Source organism: Gemmatimonadaceae bacterium (assembly GCA_035533015.1).
GTDB lineage: Bacteria > Gemmatimonadota > Gemmatimonadetes > Gemmatimonadales > Gemmatimonadaceae > JAGWRI01.
Map to the genome: position 1 here is coordinate 1 of DATLUQ010000025.1, position 20,994 is coordinate 20,994.

The 20,994-nt window shown below is 67.0% G+C and carries 14 protein-coding genes; all 14 read left to right on the top strand.

What is annotated here, in order from left to right; translation table 11 throughout:
• On the top strand, positions 1–1,867 hold a 1,867-nt coding region (locus tag VNF92_05040), incomplete at its 5' end, for a hypothetical protein (protein ID HVA57232.1).
• 278 nt (positions 1,868–2,145) lie between these two features.
• Positions 2,146–2,685: a cytochrome c3 family protein gene (locus VNF92_05045; protein HVA57233.1), complete on the top strand. Its 540-nt coding sequence runs from the start codon at positions 2,146–2,148 to the stop codon at positions 2,683–2,685.
• Between the two features lie 216 nt (positions 2,686–2,901).
• Complete coding sequence (locus VNF92_05050; protein ID HVA57234.1) at positions 2,902–5,949, top strand: hypothetical protein; 3,048 nt, start codon at positions 2,902–2,904, stop codon at positions 5,947–5,949.
• Positions 5,942–7,327, top strand: a complete 1,386-nt coding sequence (gene nrfD / locus VNF92_05055) for an NrfD/PsrC family molybdoenzyme membrane anchor subunit (protein ID HVA57235.1) — start codon at positions 5,942–5,944, stop codon at positions 7,325–7,327. The genes VNF92_05050 and nrfD overlap by 8 nt, the downstream gene beginning before the upstream one ends.
• Entirely contained in the window at positions 7,320–8,450 is a 1,131-nt protein-coding gene (locus VNF92_05060) for a quinol:electron acceptor oxidoreductase subunit ActD (protein ID HVA57236.1), read from the top strand. Before nrfD ends, VNF92_05060 begins: the two co-directional genes overlap by 8 nt.
• A gap of 50 nt (positions 8,451–8,500) precedes the next feature.
• On the top strand, positions 8,501–9,646 hold the full coding sequence (locus tag VNF92_05065) for a hypothetical protein (GenBank protein HVA57237.1): 1,146 nt from the start codon (positions 8,501–8,503) through the stop codon (positions 9,644–9,646).
• Between the two features lie 11 nt (positions 9,647–9,657).
• Complete coding sequence (locus VNF92_05070) at positions 9,658–10,572, top strand: cytochrome c (protein HVA57238.1); 915 nt, start codon at positions 9,658–9,660, stop codon at positions 10,570–10,572.
• A 47-nt stretch (positions 10,573–10,619) separates the two neighbouring features.
• Positions 10,620–11,069 carry a DUF6789 family protein gene (locus tag VNF92_05075; protein ID HVA57239.1) on the top strand — a complete coding sequence of 150 codons (450 nt, stop codon included), beginning with the start codon at positions 10,620–10,622 and terminating at the stop codon, positions 11,067–11,069.
• A gap of 53 nt (positions 11,070–11,122) precedes the next feature.
• Positions 11,123–11,581, top strand: coding sequence for a cytochrome c (locus VNF92_05080; GenBank protein HVA57240.1), 459 nt, complete (start codon positions 11,123–11,125; stop codon positions 11,579–11,581).
• Positions 11,582–12,553: 972 nt separating this feature from the next.
• Entirely contained in the window at positions 12,554–14,452 is a 1,899-nt protein-coding gene (locus tag VNF92_05085) for a 2-oxoacid:acceptor oxidoreductase subunit alpha (GenBank protein HVA57241.1), read from the top strand.
• Positions 14,449–15,405, top strand: coding sequence for a thiamine pyrophosphate-dependent enzyme (locus VNF92_05090; protein HVA57242.1), 957 nt, complete (start codon positions 14,449–14,451; stop codon positions 15,403–15,405). Before VNF92_05085 ends, VNF92_05090 begins: the two co-directional genes overlap by 4 nt.
• Positions 15,395–16,399, top strand: a complete 1,005-nt coding sequence (locus VNF92_05095; GenBank protein ID HVA57243.1) for a hypothetical protein — start codon at positions 15,395–15,397, stop codon at positions 16,397–16,399. The genes VNF92_05090 and VNF92_05095 overlap by 11 nt, the downstream gene beginning before the upstream one ends.
• 4 nt (positions 16,400–16,403) lie before the next feature.
• Positions 16,404–17,258: a (Fe-S)-binding protein gene (locus tag VNF92_05100; GenBank protein ID HVA57244.1), complete on the top strand. Its 855-nt coding sequence runs from the start codon at positions 16,404–16,406 to the stop codon at positions 17,256–17,258.
• Positions 17,255–20,994: 2-oxoacid:acceptor oxidoreductase family protein (locus tag VNF92_05105; protein HVA57245.1), on the top strand; the 3,740-nt coding region annotated here is incomplete at its 3' end. The genes VNF92_05100 and VNF92_05105, both read left to right, overlap by 4 nt.

Here is a 20,994-nt window from a genome sequence, read left to right on the forward strand (position 1 = left end):
TCTCCCGTCGGAGTACCTGTATGAATACGTGCCCGGCTACAGCAAGCGCACGTTGCTTGGCGGGTACCTGGCGGCGGCGGACATCGGCGTGTGGAATCCCAAGTTCAAGGTAGGCTACGAAGTGATGGCGCTGCTCCCGCCCGGCGTGGACGCGACGCCGATGGGCCGCGTGCGCGCGTTGCTGCCGGAAGGAAGCGACGATCTCATTCCGGCGGGCGACACCAACGCCGGTCAGGCGTTGCCGGCCTCCCGGTGGGTGGACCGCTACTGGAACAGCTCCGCCGAGACCTTCTTCACCGCGCTCCATGGTGTGTGGACCCACTGGCAGCAGTTCTTCGAACGCCGGATGCGGGTGGAGATCCCCGATCCGTGGCTCCTGGACGCGGCGCGCGCCGGCATCGTGCTCTCGCGCTGCAGCTATCGCGGGCTCGAACCCACGTATCAGATCGGCGAGGGCGCCTACACGAAGATTCCCGAGCGCAGCCACGCACTGTTTCCAGTGGCGCACTACGAGTTCGTGTGGGCGCAGCAGCTCTGGAACCTCACCGCCGAGGTGGAGCCGTACGGCGAGCACTATCTCGATACATATATATTGCCCGACGGCAACTTCACGTACAACACGCAGGACCAGGTGGAGGCGCCGCTCAACACGGGCATCTTCCTGGAGAATTCGGCGCGCGCGTACGACTACGGCCGCGACCTGGACGCGCTCGAGCGCCGGTTGCCGGTGCTGCGGCGCATGATCGGCTTCGTGGTGGACCGCTACCGGTATTCGGTGGCCACGTACTCGGAGCGCGATCCTCGACATGGGCTCATCTGGGGCTCGCCGGAGGCGGACCTGGGCGATCCGAAGGACGACACGCCCGCGTCGCACCCGTGGTTCTACCAGAACGCCGTGTGGACATGGCGCGGGCTCTACGAACACGGCCGCGTGCTGGAGATTGCGGCGACGGACGCGAAGGGGCGGGGCAAGGGGCAGCTCGCGCGCGATCTCGCCAAGGATGGCGCCGATGCGAGCGCGCTCGCCGCCGAGATGCGCGGCAAGATCGAGCGGTCGCTGCGCACGGCGCTCGACGCGCGCAACGAGCAGATGAAGAAGGCCGGCATCACGCCTTTCCATCCGTTCGACACGACGCGGATGCCGGAGGATCTGTCCAGCTACGAGAATCACCGTTTCATGATGGACTGGTGGACCGCCGACTGGGGCGACGCCGAGCTGGACGCCGGGCACTTCAGGCATCGCGCGCTAGCCGGCGAGCAGCTCGTGGGCATGAACATCGACGGACACTATCCGCGCACGTCCAACTTCATGGAGCACGGCACCCTCGCCGGCCGCATCCGCGAGCACGACTACCGTCCGTTCCTGCTGGCCCTGTACGGCAACCTGTGCTACGCCATGGATTCCGGCAGTCGGTACGCACCGGAGGACGCGCTGCTCCCCGGCAACTTTCCCGGCGAAGGCAGCCCGTACGCATGGTCGGCGGTGATCAACAGCGAACTGCAGCCGGCGATGGCGCTGCGGTGGTTGCTCTGCTGGGAGGAGCACGACCGACCCGGCGTGACGCCGGCGGTGCACCTGCAGAAGGCGGCGCCCAAGCACTGGTTCGCCGCCGGCAACCGAATTGCGGTGGAGCGGTGCCCGACGCGCTTCGGCGAGATCGGATGGGTAACCGAGCCGGTCGGAAGCGGGTGGCGCGTCATGATCGAGTTGCCGGAGCGGTACGCGGCGAATCTCGTCGTTCACGTGCATCCGCCGGATGGCCGCGCGCTCACTCGGTCGACGATCGGAGCGGTGCAGGCCGCGTCGGTTGTGCTGCCAGCGGCGGTGCTGCAGGGGAAGCGGAGGGTCCTGGTCGAGGTAGCGTGACGGGAGGGGCCCGGGCAGGAAGCGCGCTACGCCGCTGCAAGGTATCCCCTTACATGATAGCGGGGATTCTCCGATGTTGTGACCGGCATACGCGTCGCCATCATGAGCGCGTTACGTGACATGTAAACCATTCGTGATGCGGGTCTTTGTCTGCCCAACGGCGATCACCGAAGCCGGCCTCCAAGTCCATTGGACGCCGTGGCCAGCAATGAGCCCTGCATCCGTGCGACTTCGCCTGGGGGTTGTTGGTGCATCCGCGCGATCGATTCTGGCGTATCGTGGTTCCGGTCGGAGTGTCGTGCGTCGTGGGCACGATGCTGGTGGTTGGATGGGCAGCGCAGCCCGCACGCTTCGTGCTCGGGTACGCGCCAACGCAGCCCATCCCATTCTCACACCGGGTGCACTCCGGTGTGAACCGCATTCCGTGCGAGTACTGCCACACGAACGCCGAGCGTAGCAGGAACGCGACCGTGCCGGCGGTTCAGACGTGCATGAACTGCCACCGCGTGATCACCATGGCGGACAGTACCTACATCAACAAGGACGTCGTGGCCCGGCTGGCTTCGGACACGGCCATGGCGTGGAAGCGCATCTACCACCTTCCCGACCACGCCTACTTCGATCACCGGGCACACGTGAACGTGGGCCTCCAGTGCCAGGTCTGTCACGGGCCGGTTCAGAGCATGGACGTGGTGAGTCGCGTGATGAACATGCGGATGGGCGAGTGCCTGATCTGCCACCGGGATCCCACTCCGTATCTGCCGCCTGGCTCTCCAATCAAGACTGGGCCGACGGATTGCACGGACTGCCACCGATAACCGGATAGAGGAGCAGCGATATGATGGAGCGGAGTCGTCGCCAGGTTCTTGTCGAGATAGCAGCGACGGTTGGTGCGGTCCTGGTAGGTGCGTCCTTTCTCGGTCGGCTCTGGCCGGGGCGGAAGCGCTCGGGAGCGCTGGGTCGTTTCGCCCGCGGAGGTACGCCCGCCGCTCCGGCGCGTCGCGTGAAACCGGCCCCGTTCACGGTGAAGCGCAATGGATAAGGGGAGAGAGAACGAGGACGAGCCGAACGACGGCGCGCGTTCACGGGCGCACGACCCTGCGTCCGACGCGCGGGCGGAGGTCCGGCGAGCGGAATTTCCCCCGGGCGCCTTCGAGCCGCTGAAGCCGCCCTCCGAGCGCGAGCCAGTCTCGCGCCGGCGGTTTCTGAGTCTGATCGGCGCCTCCGCCGCTCTGGCCGCCACCGTCTCGTGCGAGCGCCCCGACGGCGATACGATCGTTCCATACACGAAGAAGCCCGACGACGTCATACCCGGCGTTGCCAACTATTACGCCAGTACTTATCAGGAAGGACTCGTTGCGTACGGCGTTCTCGTAAAGGCACGCGAAGGTCGGCCCATCCATATAGATGGGAACGACGAGCACCCGATCTTCAAAGGAAAGACCTCGCTCAGGGCCCAGGCGGAGGTCCTTGGCCTCTATGATCCCGAACGCCTGCGCCAGCCGCGTATGGGCGGCAAGCCGTCCAGTTGGAGCGATGCTGACGGGCGCGTGCTTCCCGCTCTCAAACAGGCGGCCGCCGGCGGCAAGCCCGTTCTGCTCCTCACGCCCGCGGTGATCTCGCCGACGCGCCGGGCGGTGCTGGCTGATTTGCAGAAGGCCCTTCCGGGGCTCCAGCACGTGGCGTGGGAGCCGGCCCTGGGCCTGACGGACCGTGAAGCGCGTACCGCGCTGTACGGTGACGCCGCGCTCCCTCGGCATCACGTGGATCGGGCCACGGTGATCGCGGCGTTCGAGGCGGACTTTCTGGGAACCATGGAAGGGGCCGTTCCGGCCATCGCTGGCTTTGCGCAGAACCGGAAACTTGCCAAGCCCGACGATGCAATGAACCGGCTGTACGCCCTGGAAAGCCGGTTGAGTCTCACCGGGAGCAAGGCGGATGTGCGCTTGCCGCTCCGGCCCTCAGCGGCGGCCCAGGTGGCGTTTGCCGTGGCGAACGCGCTTCACGAACGGCATGCACGTCCGTTCCCAGCCGGGCTCGCGCCGGACGTGCTCGCGGCATTCGGCATCGCCGCCGTGGCCAAGCAATATGGAGTCGAGGCCGCGGCGCTCGAGTCCCTCGCCGGCGATCTGGCCAGCGCGGGCAACAGCAGCCTCGTCCTGGCCGGTCCCTCGCTGCCCGTGGAGGCGCACGCGGCGGTCGCCCTCATCAACACCATGCTCGGGGTGGAAGGGCACGCGGTGGACACGGCGTTCTCCGTCGACGCCCCTCCCATCGCCACCCCATTGGAGATGGCGGCCCTCACGCGCGAGATCGCGTCGGGGAAGTTCGCCGCCGTCATCGTCTGGGATGTCAATCCGTCGTATGCCGTTCCGGACGCCAGCGCATTCAACGCGGCCCTGGCGAGAGTTCCGCTCAAGATCCGGCTCGGGCTCCAAGAGGACGAGACCGCGCTCCAATGCGACGTGGTGCTGCCCGTCAACCACTGGCTGGAGAGTTGGAACGATTACGAGCCGTCCACGGACCTGCTCAGTCTCCAGCAGCCGTTGATCCGGCCGCTCTATGACACGCGGCAGGCTGAGGAGATTCTCCTCGGGTGGGCAAAGGCGCTGGGTGGTGCGGTGGAAACGGACTGCCGCACGTACCTCATGGCGCGGTGGCAGCGTGAGGAGTACGCCAAGGGAACGCCGGCGAGTTTCGAGCAGTACTGGGTCGCGGCGGTCCACGACGGGGTGCTCCGCCGCGCCGCCACGGCGCGCCCATCGCAGACGTTGAAGGTGGGTGTGATCGCCGATGCCGCCCGGAAGACGGCCAGCGCGAAGCCGTCCACGGGAATGGAATTGATCATCGCGCCCGACGTCCGGTTGTGGGACGGCCGGTATGCCAACAACGGCTGGCTGCAGGAATTGCCGGAACCCGTGACGAAGGTCTCGTGGACGAACTACCTGGCCGTGTCGGTTGCGGACGCGAAGACCATGGGCGTGTCCAATGGTGACCTCGTTTCGGTCAAGGCCGGACCGCGCGACGTTCGTCTGCCGGTCCTCGTGCAGCCGGGTCAGGCGCAAGGTGCGGTCTTCGCGATGCTGGGGTTCGGCCGCGCCGGCGGCGTGGCCGCCGAGCGTGGCGCCAATCTGTTCCCCCTCGTCGCGGATGACGGGTCGGCTCCCTTCTTCCGGCCCGACGTGCACGTGTCGCGGTTGCCGGGGAACCAGTCGCTGCCCCGTTCGCAGAAGGACTTCGAATTGCACGGCCGGGACATCGTGCGGCTCTGGACGCTGGACGAATATCGGAAGAATGCCGGGCCGCCGGCCGGTTCGAAGGAACTAGCCACGCTGAACAAGAGCCAGGAGTGGCCGGAACACAAATGGGGCATGACCATCGACCTCTCCTCCTGCGTGGGCTGTGGGGGATGCGAGATCGCTTGCCAGTCGGAGAACAACATCCCGGTGGTGGGCCCGGACGAGGTCGAGCGCGGCCGGATAATGCACTGGATCCGCACGGACGTGTACTACGTCGGCTCTCCCGACAACCCGCAGGTGGCCCACGAGCCGATGTTATGCCAGCAGTGCGACGACGCGCCGTGCGAGCCCGTCTGCCCGGTAGCTGCCACGCAGCATAGCCAGGACGGGCTGAACGAGCAGATCTACAACCGGTGCATCGGCGTCCGGTACTGCGCCGCCAACTGTCCGTACATGGTCCGGCGGTTCAACTTCTTCGATCTGACGAGCACGATCACCGATCCACTGGATCTGGCGTTCAACCCCGAGGTGACCGTCCGCCCGCGCGGCGTGATGGAGAAGTGCACGTTCTGCGTCCAGCGGATCCGCAACGGGGTGCAGATCGCCAAGGACGAGGGCCATCCGGTGCGCGACGGTGAGATCGCGCCGGCGTGTGCCGTGGCGTGTCCGGCCGATGCGATCGTGTTCGGCGACCTCAAGGACCCGAACAGCCGCGTCTCGAAACTCTCGCAGAGCAATCGTGGCTTCAAGGTCCTCGAGCAATTGGGCACTCGGCCCGCGATCACCTACATGGCCGAATTGAAAAATCCGGCCGAACCGCAGAAGAAGAATGACCATGTCTGAGGCCACTCTCCCGGTTTCGCTCCGCGTGGAACCACTGGTTCAGGGCGACGTCTCGCTCGGCGGGCTCGACGATCACGTTCGCGGCTGGAGCGAGAGGACCCCGCCCCGGTCCTGGTATATCGCGATCACGATCACGAGTCTGGTTGCGCTGATGGGGTTCGGTGCGATCGGCTACATGCTCTACACCGGCATCGGGACCATGGGGAACGACATGCCCGTGGTCTGGGGCTTCCTGATCATCAACTTCGTGTTCTGGGTGGGTATCGGCCACGCTGGAACGCTGATCTCGGTCATTCTCTACCTGTTCCGCCAGCGATGGCGCAACGCCATCAGCCGCATTGCCGAGGCGACGACCGTCTTCGCGTTCATCTGCGCGATGATCTTTCCGGCCATTCACATCGGGCGCCCGTGGTTGCCCTACTGGCTGCTGCCGTACCCCAACCAGCGGGGGATGTGGGTCAATTTCCGGTCGCCGCTGATCTGGGACGTGTTCGCGGTGCTGACGTACTTCACGGTGTCGCTGATGTTCTGGTACCTGGGACTGGTCCCCGACTTCGCGACGCTACGCAGTACGGCCCAGAGCAGGGTGAAGCGGGCGGTGTTCAGGCTGCTCAGCTGGGGGTGGGTGGGCAATGCGCGCCAGTGGATCCACTACGAGAAGGGGTATCTCCTGCTGGCGGGCATGACCACGGTTCTGGCGCTCAGCGTCCACAGCATCGTATCGATGGACTTTGCCGTGTCGATGGTACCCGGCTGGCACATGACGATCTTCCCTCCCTATTTCGTGGTGGGAGCGGCGTTCTCCGGGTTCGCGGGTGTCGTGCTCGTGTTCGCGTTCGTCCGCACGGCCATGCAACTGGAGAACTACGTGACCCTGCGGCACATGGACCTTCTGAATCGGATGGTCCTGTTCCTCTCCTGCGTCATGGCGTACGCCTATCTGATGGAGGGCTTCACGGCGTGGTACAGCGCCGATCCGTTCGTCAAATATGTCTTTGCGAATTACGTGTTCGGCAACCAGTGGTGGGCGGGGTGGCTGACGATTGTTCTCAATTGCATTCTGCCGCAATTGCTCTGGTTCCCGAAGTTCCGGCGCTCGGTGCCGGTGATGGTGATCGTGTCGGCGGGCGTGACACTCGGCATGTGGATGGAGCGGTATACGATCGTCATCCTCTCGTTGCAGCGTGATTACCTGCCGTCGTCGTGGGGGGGCTATCTCCCGACGCGCGTCGATTTCGCAATTCTCTTCGGTTCGATCGGGCTCTTCCTGACGCTCCTGCTGCTGTTCCTCCGCAAGTTGCCGATCATCGCCGCGTGGGAAGTGAAGCCCGACATCGTGTATTACCAGAAGCAGCGGGCGGGGGCCGAACATGTCTGAGTCCATCTTCGGCGTCGTGGGGCTCTTCCGCAGCGCCGACGAGTTGTTGGAAGCGATTCCGAAAATCAGGACGGCGGGATACTCGAAGTTGGAGGCGTACACTCCCTATCCGGTGCACGGGATCGACCAAGCCCTGGACCTTCCGAAGTCCAAGCTGGGAGTGCTGGTGTTCCTCATCGGGTCGCTCGCGTGCCTCTCCGCCTTCACGTTCGAATGGTGGACGAGCACCGTGGGCTATCCGCTCCGCACCGGCGGCAAGCCCTTCGATGCCTGGCAGGGGTGGGTGCTGGTGATGGTCGAAGCGACGATTCTGCTCTCCACGTTCACCGCCGGCATCGGGATGCTGTTCGCCTTCAACAAGCTGCCCTTCTTCGGGCACCCGATGCTGCCGAGCAAGGCGATCGCGAGCATCACGCGGGACCGGTTTGCGCTGGTGCTCCGGTCGGAGAGCGCTACGATGGATGTCGAGGCGGCCGCCGCCGCGCTGAGCGCGCTGGGCGCCGAATCCACCGAAGTGGTTCCTGAAGTGGAGGAGAGGACCCCGGGGATCGCGTGGTGGTTGAGGACGGCCGTGGCGATCGTGGCGGCCTGTGTCGTGGCCGGGTCCGGCACGGCTTGGGCCATCCACATCTATCCCACCGTGAAGCCGATGGTCAATATGGAGGTGCAGCCGAGGCTCGACGCGCAGGCGCCGGACCGCTTCTTCGCGAACGGGCGCGGCATGCAGTTGCCGCCGGCGGGGACGGTGGCCCGTGGATACATGCCCATTCTCGCGGCGAGCCCCGACGAGGCAGGAAAAGATCTGATCAATCCGCTTCCGGTCACGGCGCAGGTCCTGGAGCGCGGACGCCAGCAGTTCAATCTGCATTGCGCCGTGTGCCATGACCGACTCGGAACGGGCAAGCCATGGCTCGACAGCACGTACCAGGCGATGCCGGTGGATCTGCAGTCGGCGCCGATGCGCGCGGCCGCCGACGGCTACCTGTTCTGGGTGATGTCCGAGGGAATCCGCACGATGCCTGGTTACGCTGCCGATATTTCACAGGATGACCGGTGGGCCATCGTTCGCTACATCCGGGCGCTCCAACGCTCGCAGGACGCGACCCCGAGGGATATGAAATGAGCATCGACTCCGAGTCAGTCTCCTACGCGCACTCGTCGGCCTCAGAATCGATGATATACCGAAGACCCGGCATCCTGTGGGCGTTGATCGCCGTGGGAGGCGCCGGGGTCGTGAGTTCCTATTTTCTGGAGGGGCCGGAGCGGTTCTGGGCCAACTGGCTCGTGTGGTTCGTCTTCATGGTGTGCATCGCGCTCGGGGCCCTGTTCATCGTCGCCCTGCAGCACATCACGGGCGCCACATGGAGCGTGCCGTTGCGGCGCGCGCCCGAGCGGCTGGCCGCGCTGACCCCCTGGCTGGTGCCCGTCGCATTGATCGCGCTGTTCTCGTTGCCGGTCCTCTTTTCGTGGACGCAGCCAGGTGCGTCGGCCGATCCGGCGATCGCGATGAAAACGTCGTGGCTCAACTACCCGTTCTTCATCGCGCGACTCGTGATCTGCGTGGGACTATGGGTGCTCTCATATAGAATTCTCGTCGCTGGTTCCGTGCGCCAGGACCGGACCAAGGACCCCCAGGCGACGGTGCGGCTGCGCCGCTATTCGCCGATCTTCATGATCATTCTCGCCCTGACGCTCACGGCGTTCGCCTTCGACTGGATTTCGAGCCTGGAGGCGGGGTGGTACAGCGACATCTTCGGCGTCTACCTCTTCGCGGGAGCCGTCACGTCCGGGATCGCGGCGACGTCGCTGCTCGTGATCTACCTCTATCGCCGCGGCTGGCTTCCCGGCGTCACCGAGGACCATCTCTACAACCTCGGCGGGCTGTTGTTCGGGTTCACCATCTTCTGGGGGTACATCGCATTCTCGCAGTATCTCCTGCAGTGGTACGCGAACCTCCCGGAGGAGGTGTTCTGGTTCCAGCAGCGAACGTCCGGGGCGATGGAGGGCGTGTTCATCTTCCTGGGCATCGGACACTTCTTCGTGCCGTTTCTCGCCCTGATCTCGAGGAACGACAAGTTGAACTGGAAGCGACTCCGGTGGGTGTCGGTCTGGGTGATCTTCATGGAATTCATCGATGTGTTCTGGCTGGTGTCGCCCATCGAGGGAAGGGGCCTCCACCTGGGGTGGCCCGAGGCGGCCTTCGCCATCTTCTTCCTGTCGGCTGGACTCCTGATCATCATCCGGGCGACGCACATGGGAGAGGATATGCCCGTCGGTGATCCGTTCCTGGGCGACGGGCTCAATTTTCATCTCCGATGAAGGAATAGCGGATGCCCAACCAATCGAAGGGAATCGCCGTTGCCGTGGCGGGCGTCGTGGTCCTGATCGGGGTCGCAATCGTCGTTGGCCGGGTGCTGCTGTTGGCGGGGGGGCCCCATGAGCTGCCGTACCCGGCGGTGATCGACACGCACCCGGATCCCACCGTCTTCAAGACGGTCGTCGGCCAGCCGACGCCCGGCCTGGATCTCGGAAAGATGTTCGAAGTCACTCCGCCCGTGCTGGCCCACGGAAAGCAGTTGTTCGACGTGAACTGTGTGATGTGCCACGGGGCGGCGGGCAAGGGCGATGGGGTCGCGGCACCGGCGCTCACGCCTCGTCCCCGAGACTTTTCCAGTCCCAAGGGCTGGACGGCGGGGTTCACGATCGCCAACATCTACGCGACGTTGAGCGACGGCGTCAAAGGCACGGGCATGCCGGCGTTCGACGCGCTCTCGCCGCCGGACCGTTTCGCCGTGGCGCACTACGTGCAGTCTCTGGGCAGCTTTGACCACCACGACAACCAGATCGCGGAGATCAAGGCGATCGATGCGCGGTATCACCTTGGCGAAGGCCCTGTCGGCCCCAGCAAGGTGGCGGTTCCCACCATCATGAAGCACATGGCGGCCGAATATGCGGCTCCCCCTGCGGTCGCCATGCCCCCGGTGTCGGATATGAGCATTCCCGCCGAACTCCGCCGGACGATGATCGCGGACGCGGTGCGTGCTGCTGAAGTGTTGTCGCAGGTACCCGATTGGCGAAGCAGTGTGGACGCCTTTGCCCGCGTGGCGATGGCTGCTCCCCCGGACAACGGCTTTCGGCCGGCCGTGGCTGCCCTGACCATGGCGCAGTGGAAGGCGTTTCACGACGAGCTCGTGAAACTGACACCGGTGCCGGACACGGGCGCCGTCGGAACCCAGAAGGAGTGAGGCGGTAGAGTCGGCTCGAATCGTTCATCTTCCACGGGGGTTGTGACATGGATACGAAGCGTGCGGCAGCAGCTGGAACCATTGCGACTGCGGCGATGACGGCACTCCTCCTGGTCGAGCCGTCGATCGGCCTGCCCAAGATCGCGATCGGAGAAATCCTGAGCAGCACGATGTCGGCGATCTCGTCACGCACGGCCGTGGGACCGTCGGTGGGGTGGCTGGTGGATCTCGCGGTGGGCATCGTGTTCGCGCTGATCTATGCGGGCTATCTCGACCGGCGGCTGCCAGGTACGTCGATCGGGCGCGGTCTCCTGTTCGGCTTCATCGTGTTCATCGTGGCGCAGCTGGTCTTCGCACCGCTCACGGGAAGCGGGGTATTTTCGGGTGGGGACATCGTGCTGCTCGCCGGCGGACTGTTGGGGCACCTCGTGTACGGGGTCGTGGTCGCCTACATCTACGGCGACGCCGGGAAACATCCAGTGTCCGGTGGCGCGTAGGCGCGGGACAAGAGCACTACTCGCAGGACTGCCTTCTCTCGGGGGTCGGATCGATGGACGGATTGACGGTGTTTCGGCGCATCGCGCTCGCCGCTGGTGTTGCCGCAGGAATTGGAACGGTGCTCGACGCAGCCTCTCTGTCTGCCGCGTCGACACGGGCGCGGGAGGCGGCCACGCTTGTGGTCGCGGCTCGGGCAGATACGGGAGCGGACGGCGCACAGGTGACGCCGCACATGATCGACGCGGGACGCACCATCTTTCACGGGCAGGGCGGCTGCTTCGCCTGCCACGGCCTCAACATGCAGGGATCCGCCATCGCTCCGCCGCTCGACAAGAAAGGCAAACCCTGGCTTGCCGCCACGGGAGGCACGTACGCCGAGATCCTGCGCGTCATCACCCGCGGAGTGCCCAATACCGCCATGTTGGCGCGCCCGAATGGAATCAATGATGATGCCGCGAAGAACGTGGCCGCGTACGTCTGGGCCGTGAACCACGGCACGGCAAAGCCCTGACGGCTGCCAGCCGGCGCCAGGTGCGGCAGGCGAGCCATTGCCGGTGCGATTCTGGCGGTTCGTTCGTTCGAACGACGAAGGCGACTCGGCAATTGGTTGATGGATCACGTATAACGAGGGAATGCCCGACACGATCACTGAGCGAACGGCGCGGCACGGCCGCGCCGCCGCCATGCGCGGGGATATTTCCCTCACGCGTCGTCAGGGGATTCACGCTAGGCGGCACGCACTCCCACCGCTACACTTGCGAATGAAAGCGAGTAACGGGTCGCTCGACCCCCGCACGAGCGCTCCCGACCGCACGAGTTCGCGGCGCTGAGTCTGCAGCAGGGATTGGGGAGGTGCCACAATGGAAGCGTTCGCAACGACCAGCATTGTTCTCCTCGTCGGAATGGCGATTCCGATTTTGTTCTTGCTAGCGGCCGTGGTGTTCGACCTGGGGGTTGGCTGCTACGTGTTGTTCCGTTTCTGGCGTGACCGGTGGTGGCCGCACATGCGGCACTTCGGGCACGCGGCTGGGGAGCCGATGCGGCCTGCCGCGCGCGGGCCGATGCATTCCACTGCCGCCTGACGCGCACTCGCAGGGCGATGGTGGTTTGACCGGAGACGACGTGCCGTCGTCTGCGCGCGCCGCACGCGGATGAACACTCCGCCCATCCTGCGGCGCGAAGTCTGAATTGCCCCGTTTGATTGGTCGGGGCACTGTCGATGTCCGACGATTCTGGCCGACGAAATGTCGGTCGGGGATTCCCGGGCATTCTTGGGCGCTTGCCCTACAGACATTCGACGTCCGCGCGGCTGAATTGGTGACGTCGAGGTTGGTCCCGAATTGCCGAAGCCGGCCGCAGTATAGCGGTGGCGGGGGATTCGGTTGTCACCAAACAGTCCAATCACAGGCCGCGCGGTTGTTGAAGGTCCGTTGGGTGGTTCCATCGGCCGCGCCGGCACGAATCACGAGGCGTACGCGGCACGATGCTGACCGAAACCGTAGCGATGCCCCCCGGCGCGGGCCGGCGAACGGTGCTCCACGTCCCGGAGCATACGGTTGAGATCGTTTCAGACTCGGGCGAAGGTGCGCAGAAATGCGGCCAGATCTTCGGCGCCGTGTCGGCGAAAATGGGCAACGGCGTGTGGACGGTGGAGATCATCCCCGCCGAGATCCAGCCCCCCGCCCGCGTGCCCGAAGGCGCGAGCGGCTATCGCATCCGGGTCGGCTCGGCGCCGGTCACCAACTGGGGCGATGCGACCACGTTGGCCGTGGCCTTTAACGAACAAGTATTGCTCGCCCGCCACCGGCTCGATGCCCTGGCGAGCGACGCCGTGCTGCTGGTCGAGAACAAGTGGGCCACCGACGAGGATCCGGAGATCCGCGCCGCGTGGGACAGGGCGATGGTCGAGCTCTCGGGGCGCGACTACCGGATCGTCCCCGTCCCCATGGAAGAGCAGTGCCTGACCGTCGTGGACAATCCGCGCAAGGGCAAGAACATGTTCGCGCTCGGGATGCTGGCCTGCATCTACGGCCGCGACATGGACCGCGTCCGCGAACAGATCGCGTACACCTTCCGCAAGAAGAGCGAGGAGGTGTACCGCTCGAACGTCGCGCTGGTGGAATTGGGCTACGCGTGGGCCGAGGAGCATCTGGATCTCCGGGTCGAGATTCTCCCCGCCGCCACGACCGACTCGCTGGTGGTGATGAACGGCAACGAGGCGCTGGGGCTGGGCGCCATCGCCTCGGGCATGGAGCTGTGCGCGATGTACCCGATCACGCCGGCGACGTCGGTATCGCACTACCTGAGCGAGGTGTTCGAACGGTTCGGCGGCATCGTCCACCAGGCCGAGGACGAGATCGCGGCCGTGGGCGTGGCCATCGGCGCTTCGTATGCCGGCAAGGTGGCGTTCACGATCACGTCGGGTCCGGGGCTCGCGCTCAAGACGGAGTTCCTGGGCCTCGCCGCGATGATCGAGATGCCGCTGGTGTTGGTGGACGTCCAGCGCGGCGGTCCGAGTACGGGGCTGCCCACCAAGGTGGAGCAGTCCGATCTGCTGGCGGCGCTGTTCGGCCAGACGGGCGACGCGCCGCACGTGATCATCGCCCCCGCCACGATCGAGGAGTGCTTCCACGTGATGATCACGGCGCGACGCATCGCCGAGACCTTCCGCGCCGTCGTGATGGTGCTCTCCGATGCCAACCTCGCCACCGGCGTCACGCCCTTTCCGCGTCCCAGGCCCGACGAACGCTGGATGGCCGAGCCGATCGATCTGGCGCCGGTGCCCGAGGGGCAGAAGGCGTATCAGTGGGACGCGCGCACCGGGCTCTCGACGCGGATCATCCCCGGGCAGCCCGGCGGGATGCACACGGTGACGGGCCTGTCGCACGACGAGGGGAGCAAGGTGGCGTACAGCTCGGGCGTGCATCAGCACTCGTCGGCCATGCGCAGCCGCAAGCTCGCCGTGCTGCAGTCGCTGCTCCAGCCGCCGCCGGTGTACGGCGACGCCAAGGGTGATCTGCTGATCGTCGGATGGGGCAGCACCAAGGGCGCGATCGAGGAAGCGGTGGACCGCGCACGGGCCGAAGGGCTCCGCGTGTCGTCGCTGCACCTGCGGTTCCTGTCGCCGCTGGAGCCGGGACTCAAGAAGATCTTCCGGCAGTTCCGCAAGGTGATGACGGTGGAGATCAACTACAGCGACGACCCCGGCGATCCGTTCATCACCGAGGAGAACCGCCGCCGCGGCCAACTGAGCATGCTGCTGCGCAACGCGACGCTGGTGGACGTGGATTGCTGGACGCGCGTGCCGGGTGAGCCGCTGCGTCCCGGCGCGATCGTCGACGCCATCCGCGGCCAGCTGGCGAGTGGAGGACGTGAGTCATGACGCTGACCGGCGGACACCTTCCGGTGCTCGAGTTGCACGCGGACGATTACGAATACGAGATGAGCGATTACGAAGGCGCGCGCGCCCGCTGGTGTCCGGGCTGCGGCGACCACTCGATCCTCACGGCAGTGCAGCGTCTGCTGGCAGCCGAGCAACTCGTGCCGGAGAACACGGTGTTCGTGTCGGGCATCGGCTGCTCCAGCCGCTTCCCGCACTATCTCAAGACGTACGGCTTCCACGGAATTCATGGCCGCGCGCTGCCCATCGCCACCGGCATCCGCCTCACCCGCCCGGATCTGACGGTGTTCGTGGTGATGGGCGACGGCGACTGCACGTCGATCGGGGCCGGCCACTGGGTACACGCGCTGCGATACAACCCTGACCTCACGGTCATGATGCTGGACAACGGCATCTACGGGCTGACCAAACAGCAGACGTCGCCCACCACGCCGCAGGGCTTTCCGAGCAACACGCAGCCGCGCGGCAGTTGGCTGCCCGCGCTCAATCCGCTCTCGGTGGCGCTGGGCGTGACCAACGCCTCGTTCGTGGCCCAGACGGCCGAGTGGGTGCCGTCGCACCTGTACGCCACGCTGCGCGCGGCGCGGCAGCACCGCGGGCTCAGCTTCGTGCGCATCCTGCAGCGCTGCCCCATCTATTCGAGCGCGATCTTCCTGCGGGCGGTGCAGGACCCGGCCAACATCGCCATGCTCGTGCACGATGACGGCGTGGTGGTGCCAGAACTCGGCAAGCTCTACAAGAACCAGATCGCGCACGACCCGCACGATCTGGACGCGGCGCGGCGCATGGCCGGCGCCACCGACCGCCTGCACCTGGGGGTGTTCTTCCGGGATGACTCCAAGCCCCGTTACGAGGAAACGCGGCGCGTGCCGCCGCGGACCGCGGCCGAACGGGTGGCTCTCATAGAGAAGGAGCTCGACCGCTATGCCGTCTGATCCCCGCACCGCGCAGGCGCTCCTGGCGCTGGCCCAGCCGATCGCCGAATTCCGCACGCTGGTGGAGGGCGCGCTGGCCCAGGCCGAGGCGTTCCTCGCCGCGCAGGGGGCGAGCAGCGAAGACGAGGCGGCGCGCGCCCGCGCGGAACTCGGCGTGTTCAGTAGTGCGCGCGTTGATGCGGCGGCGTTCGCATCGCTCTTTCCAAAGGCCCGCCGCGTGGACGCGGCGGGCCTCGACGCGATGCGCCGCGCGGTGGAGGTGCTCCGGTCGGTGAGCGCGCGGGGCAACGACCTGTTCCTGGTGAACGTGCCGTCGGGGGCGCGGTTGGGCGCGGCGGTGAGTGGGGCGCTGAGCGCGACTGGCCGGGCGTTCGGCGCGGCGATGCTGGCGGATCAGGTGCGCGGCGGCCGGTATCAGCCCGCCCAGCACGACCACCTGCTGGACGAAATCGAGTTCCTGGACTGGAGCAAGACGGAACGCCGCGTGGCGCCGCCGCTCGTCGTCGAAGTGGATGGGGTGGATGTGCACGCGGGCGCGCTCACCGACTTTGCGGACGGGCGCGAGAAGCTGGTGCTCGTGGTGCGCGGGCCGTGCGCGCCGGCGCCGCTGGCCCGATGCCTCACGCCCGGCACGCTCGTGCTGCAGACCACCGACGGGTCCGGCCTCGATCGCGTGGCATCGTTCGACGGCCCGGCGATCGCGGCGATGATGCCGCAGGGCGCGGCGGTCTTTATGCACGATCCGCTGGGCGGTCGAGAGCCGTGGCAGCGGATCACGGTGCACCACCTGTCCGACGCGCCCAAGCGTGCGATCGGCGGGCTGAGCGCGTTCCAGATGGGGCAGGACGTCAGTCTGCTGGCCGACCTCGCGCGCACGCCGTTCGCGGTGCCCGCGGCTGGCGGCGCCGGGACGCCGGCGGTGGGTGCGTCGGATGCCGTGGACCGGATCGCGTCCTGGCTGCTCACGCAGTCGGACCTGAGCGGCCAGGCGTGACCTCGTGAACGCCCTGTCGGTAACCCTCCACGCGATCCTGATCCTCGGTGGAGTCGGATTGGTCTTCGGCGTCTTCATCGCCCTGGCCAACAAGCAGCTGTGGGTCTACGAGGATCCGCGCATCGAGATCGTGACGCAGATGCTGCCCAATGCCAACTGCGGCGCCTGCGGACATCCGGGCTGCCGCGCGTTCGCTGAGGGCGCGGTGGCCGGGCACATCGCGCCCTCGGAATGCACGGTAGCCAGCGACACGGTGCACTCGGCGATTGCCGCTTTTCTGGGCGTGGACGCGGGCTCGGCGTCGCGGCGCGTGGCGCGCGTGCTGTGCGCGGGCGGAACGGACGTTGCGCTGTCGCAGGCCGACTATCGCGGGCTCGGGACCTGCTCGGCGGCGGCGGCGGTGGCCGGCGGCGGCAAGGGGTGCGCGTGGGGATGCCTGGGACTCGCCGACTGCGAGCGGTCGTGCACGTTCGATGCGATCCGGATGAGCGAGACGGGCCTGCCGGTGGTGGACGTCACCAAGTGCACGGCGTGCGGCGACTGCGTGGAGGCGTGCCCCAAGGGGCTGTTCACGATCCTCCCGCTGGACGCGCACCTGCTGGTGCAGTGTCGCAATCTCATTGGCGGAGACGACGCCCTCGACCAGTGCCGCGTGGCGTGCACCGCCTGCGGCAAGTGCGTGCAGGACGCGGCGCCGGGATTGATCAGCGTATCGAGTGGAGTGGCCGTGGTGGACTATGAGCGAATCACGCTGGCCGAAGAGCGCGCCGTGGAGCGCTGCCCGACCGGCGCGATCGTGTGGCTTACCGGCGCGCAGTTTGCCCGCGTGCTGGCGACCGTGGGGAGCGAGAGCGCATGAAACTGTGGACCAAGGACAAGCCCGCATCGGGCGCGCCGTCGGCGCCGCCGTACCCCGGAATTCCGCGCGCCGTGGACGGCAGCGGCGCCGTGGTGGCCATGGAGACCGCCGGCGGCGAGGCCGCGGGCGCATATCCGATCACGCCGTCCACGCAGATGGGCGAAGGGTGGGCGGCGGCGGTGGCCGAGGGCCGCGAGAACGTGAACGGCCGCCGGCTGCTCTTTTTCGAACCCGAAGGCGAGCACGCGGCAGCGGCGGTCACGGCGGGGATGTCGATGTCCGGGCTCCGCGCCACCAACTTCTCGAGCGGGCAAGGCATCGCGTACATGCACGAGTCGTTGTACGCGGCCGTGGGCAAGCGGCTCACGTACGTGCTCAACGTGGCGGCGCGGGCGATGACCAAGCACGCGCTCAACGTGCACGCCGGCCACGACGACTACCACGCCGTGGACGACACGGGGTTCTTCCAGATCTTTGCCAAGGACGTGCAGGAGGCGGCGGATCTGAATCTCATCGCGCACCGGATCGCCGAGCTGTCGCTCAACCCGGGCATCTGCGCGCAGGACGGCTTTCTCACCAGCCACGTGATCGAGAGCGTGCGATTGCCCGAGCCGGCGCTGGTCAAGCAGTACCTGGGCGATCCCTCCGACCGCATCGAATCGCCCACGCCGGCGCAGCGCCTGGTGTTCGGCGACACGCGGCGCCGGATCCCCGAGATGTTCGACCTGGACTATCCGGCGATGCTCGGCGTGGTGCAGAACCAGGAGAGCTACGCGCAGGGCGTGGCCGCGCAGCGGCCGTTCTACTTCGACCACGTGGCGGCGCTCGCCGACCGCGCGTTCGACGAATACGCGCAGTTCACGGGCCGCCGCTACGCGCGGTCCACCGGGTACCGGCTGGACGACGCCGAGTGGGTGATCGTGGGCCAGGGATCGGTGGTGCCGAACGCCATGGCGGTGGCGGACCATCTGCGCGAGGCCCGGGGCCTGAAGGTGGGCGTGTTGAACCTGACGATGTTCCGCCCCTTCCCGGCGGATCTCGTGGCCGGGCTGCTCGCCGGCAAGCGGGGCGTGGTGGTGCTCGAACGCACCGACCAGCCGCTGGCCGTGGACGCGCCGATGCTGCGCGAGATCCGCGCCGCCATGGCCAAGGCCGTGGAGAACGGGCGGGCCCTGGGCGGCCCCGTGCCGCACGCGGGAATCCCGGCGCTGCGCGGCGAGCAGGTGCCCGACTTCTTCTCGGGCTGCTTTGGCCTCGGCAGCCGCGACCTCCAGCCCGGCGATCTGGTGGCGGCGGTGGACAACATGCTCCCCGGCGGCGCGCGTCGCCGGCAGTTCTACCTCGGTGTGGAATTCGTGCACGAGGGCACGCGCATTCCCAAGCTGCAGATCTGGCAGGAGAAGCTGCTCGAGAGCTACCCGCACCTGAAGGAGCTGTCGCTCGCGCGGGCCGAGGCGCCCAATCTGCTGCCCGAAGGTTCGACGGCGGTGCGCATCCACTCCGTGGGCGGATGGGGCGCCATCACGATGGGCAAGAACCTCGCGATGACGGCGTTCGAGCTGTTCGGACTGCAGATCAAGGCCAACCCCAAGTACGGCTCGGAGAAGAAGGGACAGCCGACGACGTTCTACGCGGTGCTCGCGCACGATCCCATCCTGCTGAATTGCGAACTGAAGCACGTGGACGTGGTGCTGTCGCCCGATCCGAACGTGTTCCGCCACAGCGACCCGCTGGACGGGCTCGCCGACGGCGGCGTGTTCGTGATCCAGAGCGAGCTCGCGCCCGACGCGCTGTGGCGCACCCTCCCTTCGCGCGTGCGGTCGGCGATCCGCGACCGCAACATCGCGCTGTTCGTGCTCGACGCGTTCGCGATCGCGCGCGAAGAAGCTTCCGATGTCGAGATGCGCTACCGCATGCAGGGCGCGGCGTTCCTCGGCGCGTTCTTCCGGACGTCGTCGCTGATCACGAGCGAGCAGTCCACGGAAGAGAAGGTCTTCGCGGGTGTGCGCAAGCAGTTCCAGAAAAAGTTCGGCCATCGCGGCGAGACCGTGGTGGAGGACAACCTGCGGGTGATCCGCCGCGGGTTCGACCAGGTGCTGGCCGTGAAGCCGATCGTCGTCGAGGAGCACGACGAGCCGGGCACGGTGCCGCACATCCCGTCACTGCTCGATGTGCCGGAGGCCGAGGACGGCATCGGCAATCCGGGACGGTTCTGGGAGCAGGTGTGCACGCTCTGTGGCCTGGGGCAGGACGGCATCGCCGATCCGTTCGCGGCGATCAGCGCCATGCCGGCGGCCACCGGCGCCGTGCGCGACATGAGCGGCGTGCGGCTGGAAGTGCCGCGGTTCATCGCCGAGAAGTGCACGGGCTGCGGTCAGTGCTGGACGCAGTGTCCGGACTCGGCGATTCCGGGACTGGTGAACAGCGTGGAAGATCTGCTGACCGCCGCGATCGATGTATCCACCAACGGCGTCACGTTTGACCGGCTGCGTCCGGTGACCAAGCACTGGGCGCGCGAGACGCAGCGCCTGTTCACCAAGGATCCGTCGCTCGCCGTGCCGGCGGCATTCGCCGCGGGCTACACGGCGGTGGCCGACAAGATGGGATGGGACGCCGAGCGGCGCGCCGAGACCGACCGGGAATTCGCCGTGGTGCAGGAGCGGCTTGCCGCGTTCCCGCTGGCGCGCACCAAGCCGTTCTTCGACGCCGTGGAAGGGCGCGAGAAGGGTGGGGGCGGCTTGCTTTCGATCACCGTGAACCCCGAGACGTGCAAGGGGTGCAACCTCTGCGTGGCGGTGTGCCCCGACGGCGCGCTGGAAACCATCCGCCAGGACGAGGCCGCGCTCGTGGAATTGCGCCGCAACTGGGCGCTGTGGGAGCATCTGCCCGACACCGCCGACCGGTTCGTGAACGTCTCGGACGTGGACGAGGGGATCGGCGTGCTGTCGTCGCTGCTGCTCAAGAAGGACAGCTACCGCTCGATGGTGGGCGGCGACGGGGCGTGCATGGGGTGCGGCGAGAAGACCGCGGTGCACCTGATCGTGTCGTCCATCCACGCGTCCATGCAGCCGCGGGTGGCCAAGCACGTGGCCAAGCTCGACGGGCTGATCGCGGGCCTCGACGCGCAGGCGCGCGAGCTGCTCGCGTCGGGCGCCGATCTCGGCGCGGCCGTGAAGGCCAAGGGCGCGGTGACGGTGCCGGTGGACGCGGCCAAGCAGGAGCGGCTCAAGCGGATCACCGACACCCTGGACGACCTGCGCGACCTGCGCTGGCGCTACGTGGAAGGGCCCGGCGGCAACGGCCGCGCTTCGATGGGCATGGCCAACAGCACCGGCTGCTCGTCGGTATGGGCGAGCACGTGGCCGTACAATCCGTATCCGTTCCCCTGGGTCAACCACCTGTTCCAGGATTCGCCGTCGATCGCGATCGGCCTGTTCGAGGCCCAGATGCGCAAGATGGCCGACAACGTGGCCGCGGTGCGGCGCGCCGATCTGCTGCACGACGGGTCGTACGACGCGGCCACCCACGAGCCGGCGCTCCACGCGCTGACGTGGCAGCAGTTCACGGACGACGAATTCGCCCTCTGCCCGCCGATCGTCTCGATGGGCGGCGACGGCGCGATGCTCGACATCGGATTCCAGAACCTCTCGCGGCTGCTCGCGTCGGGCAAGCCGATCAAGGTGGTGGTGCTCGACACGCAGGTGTATTCCAACACCGGCGGACAGGCGTGCACCTC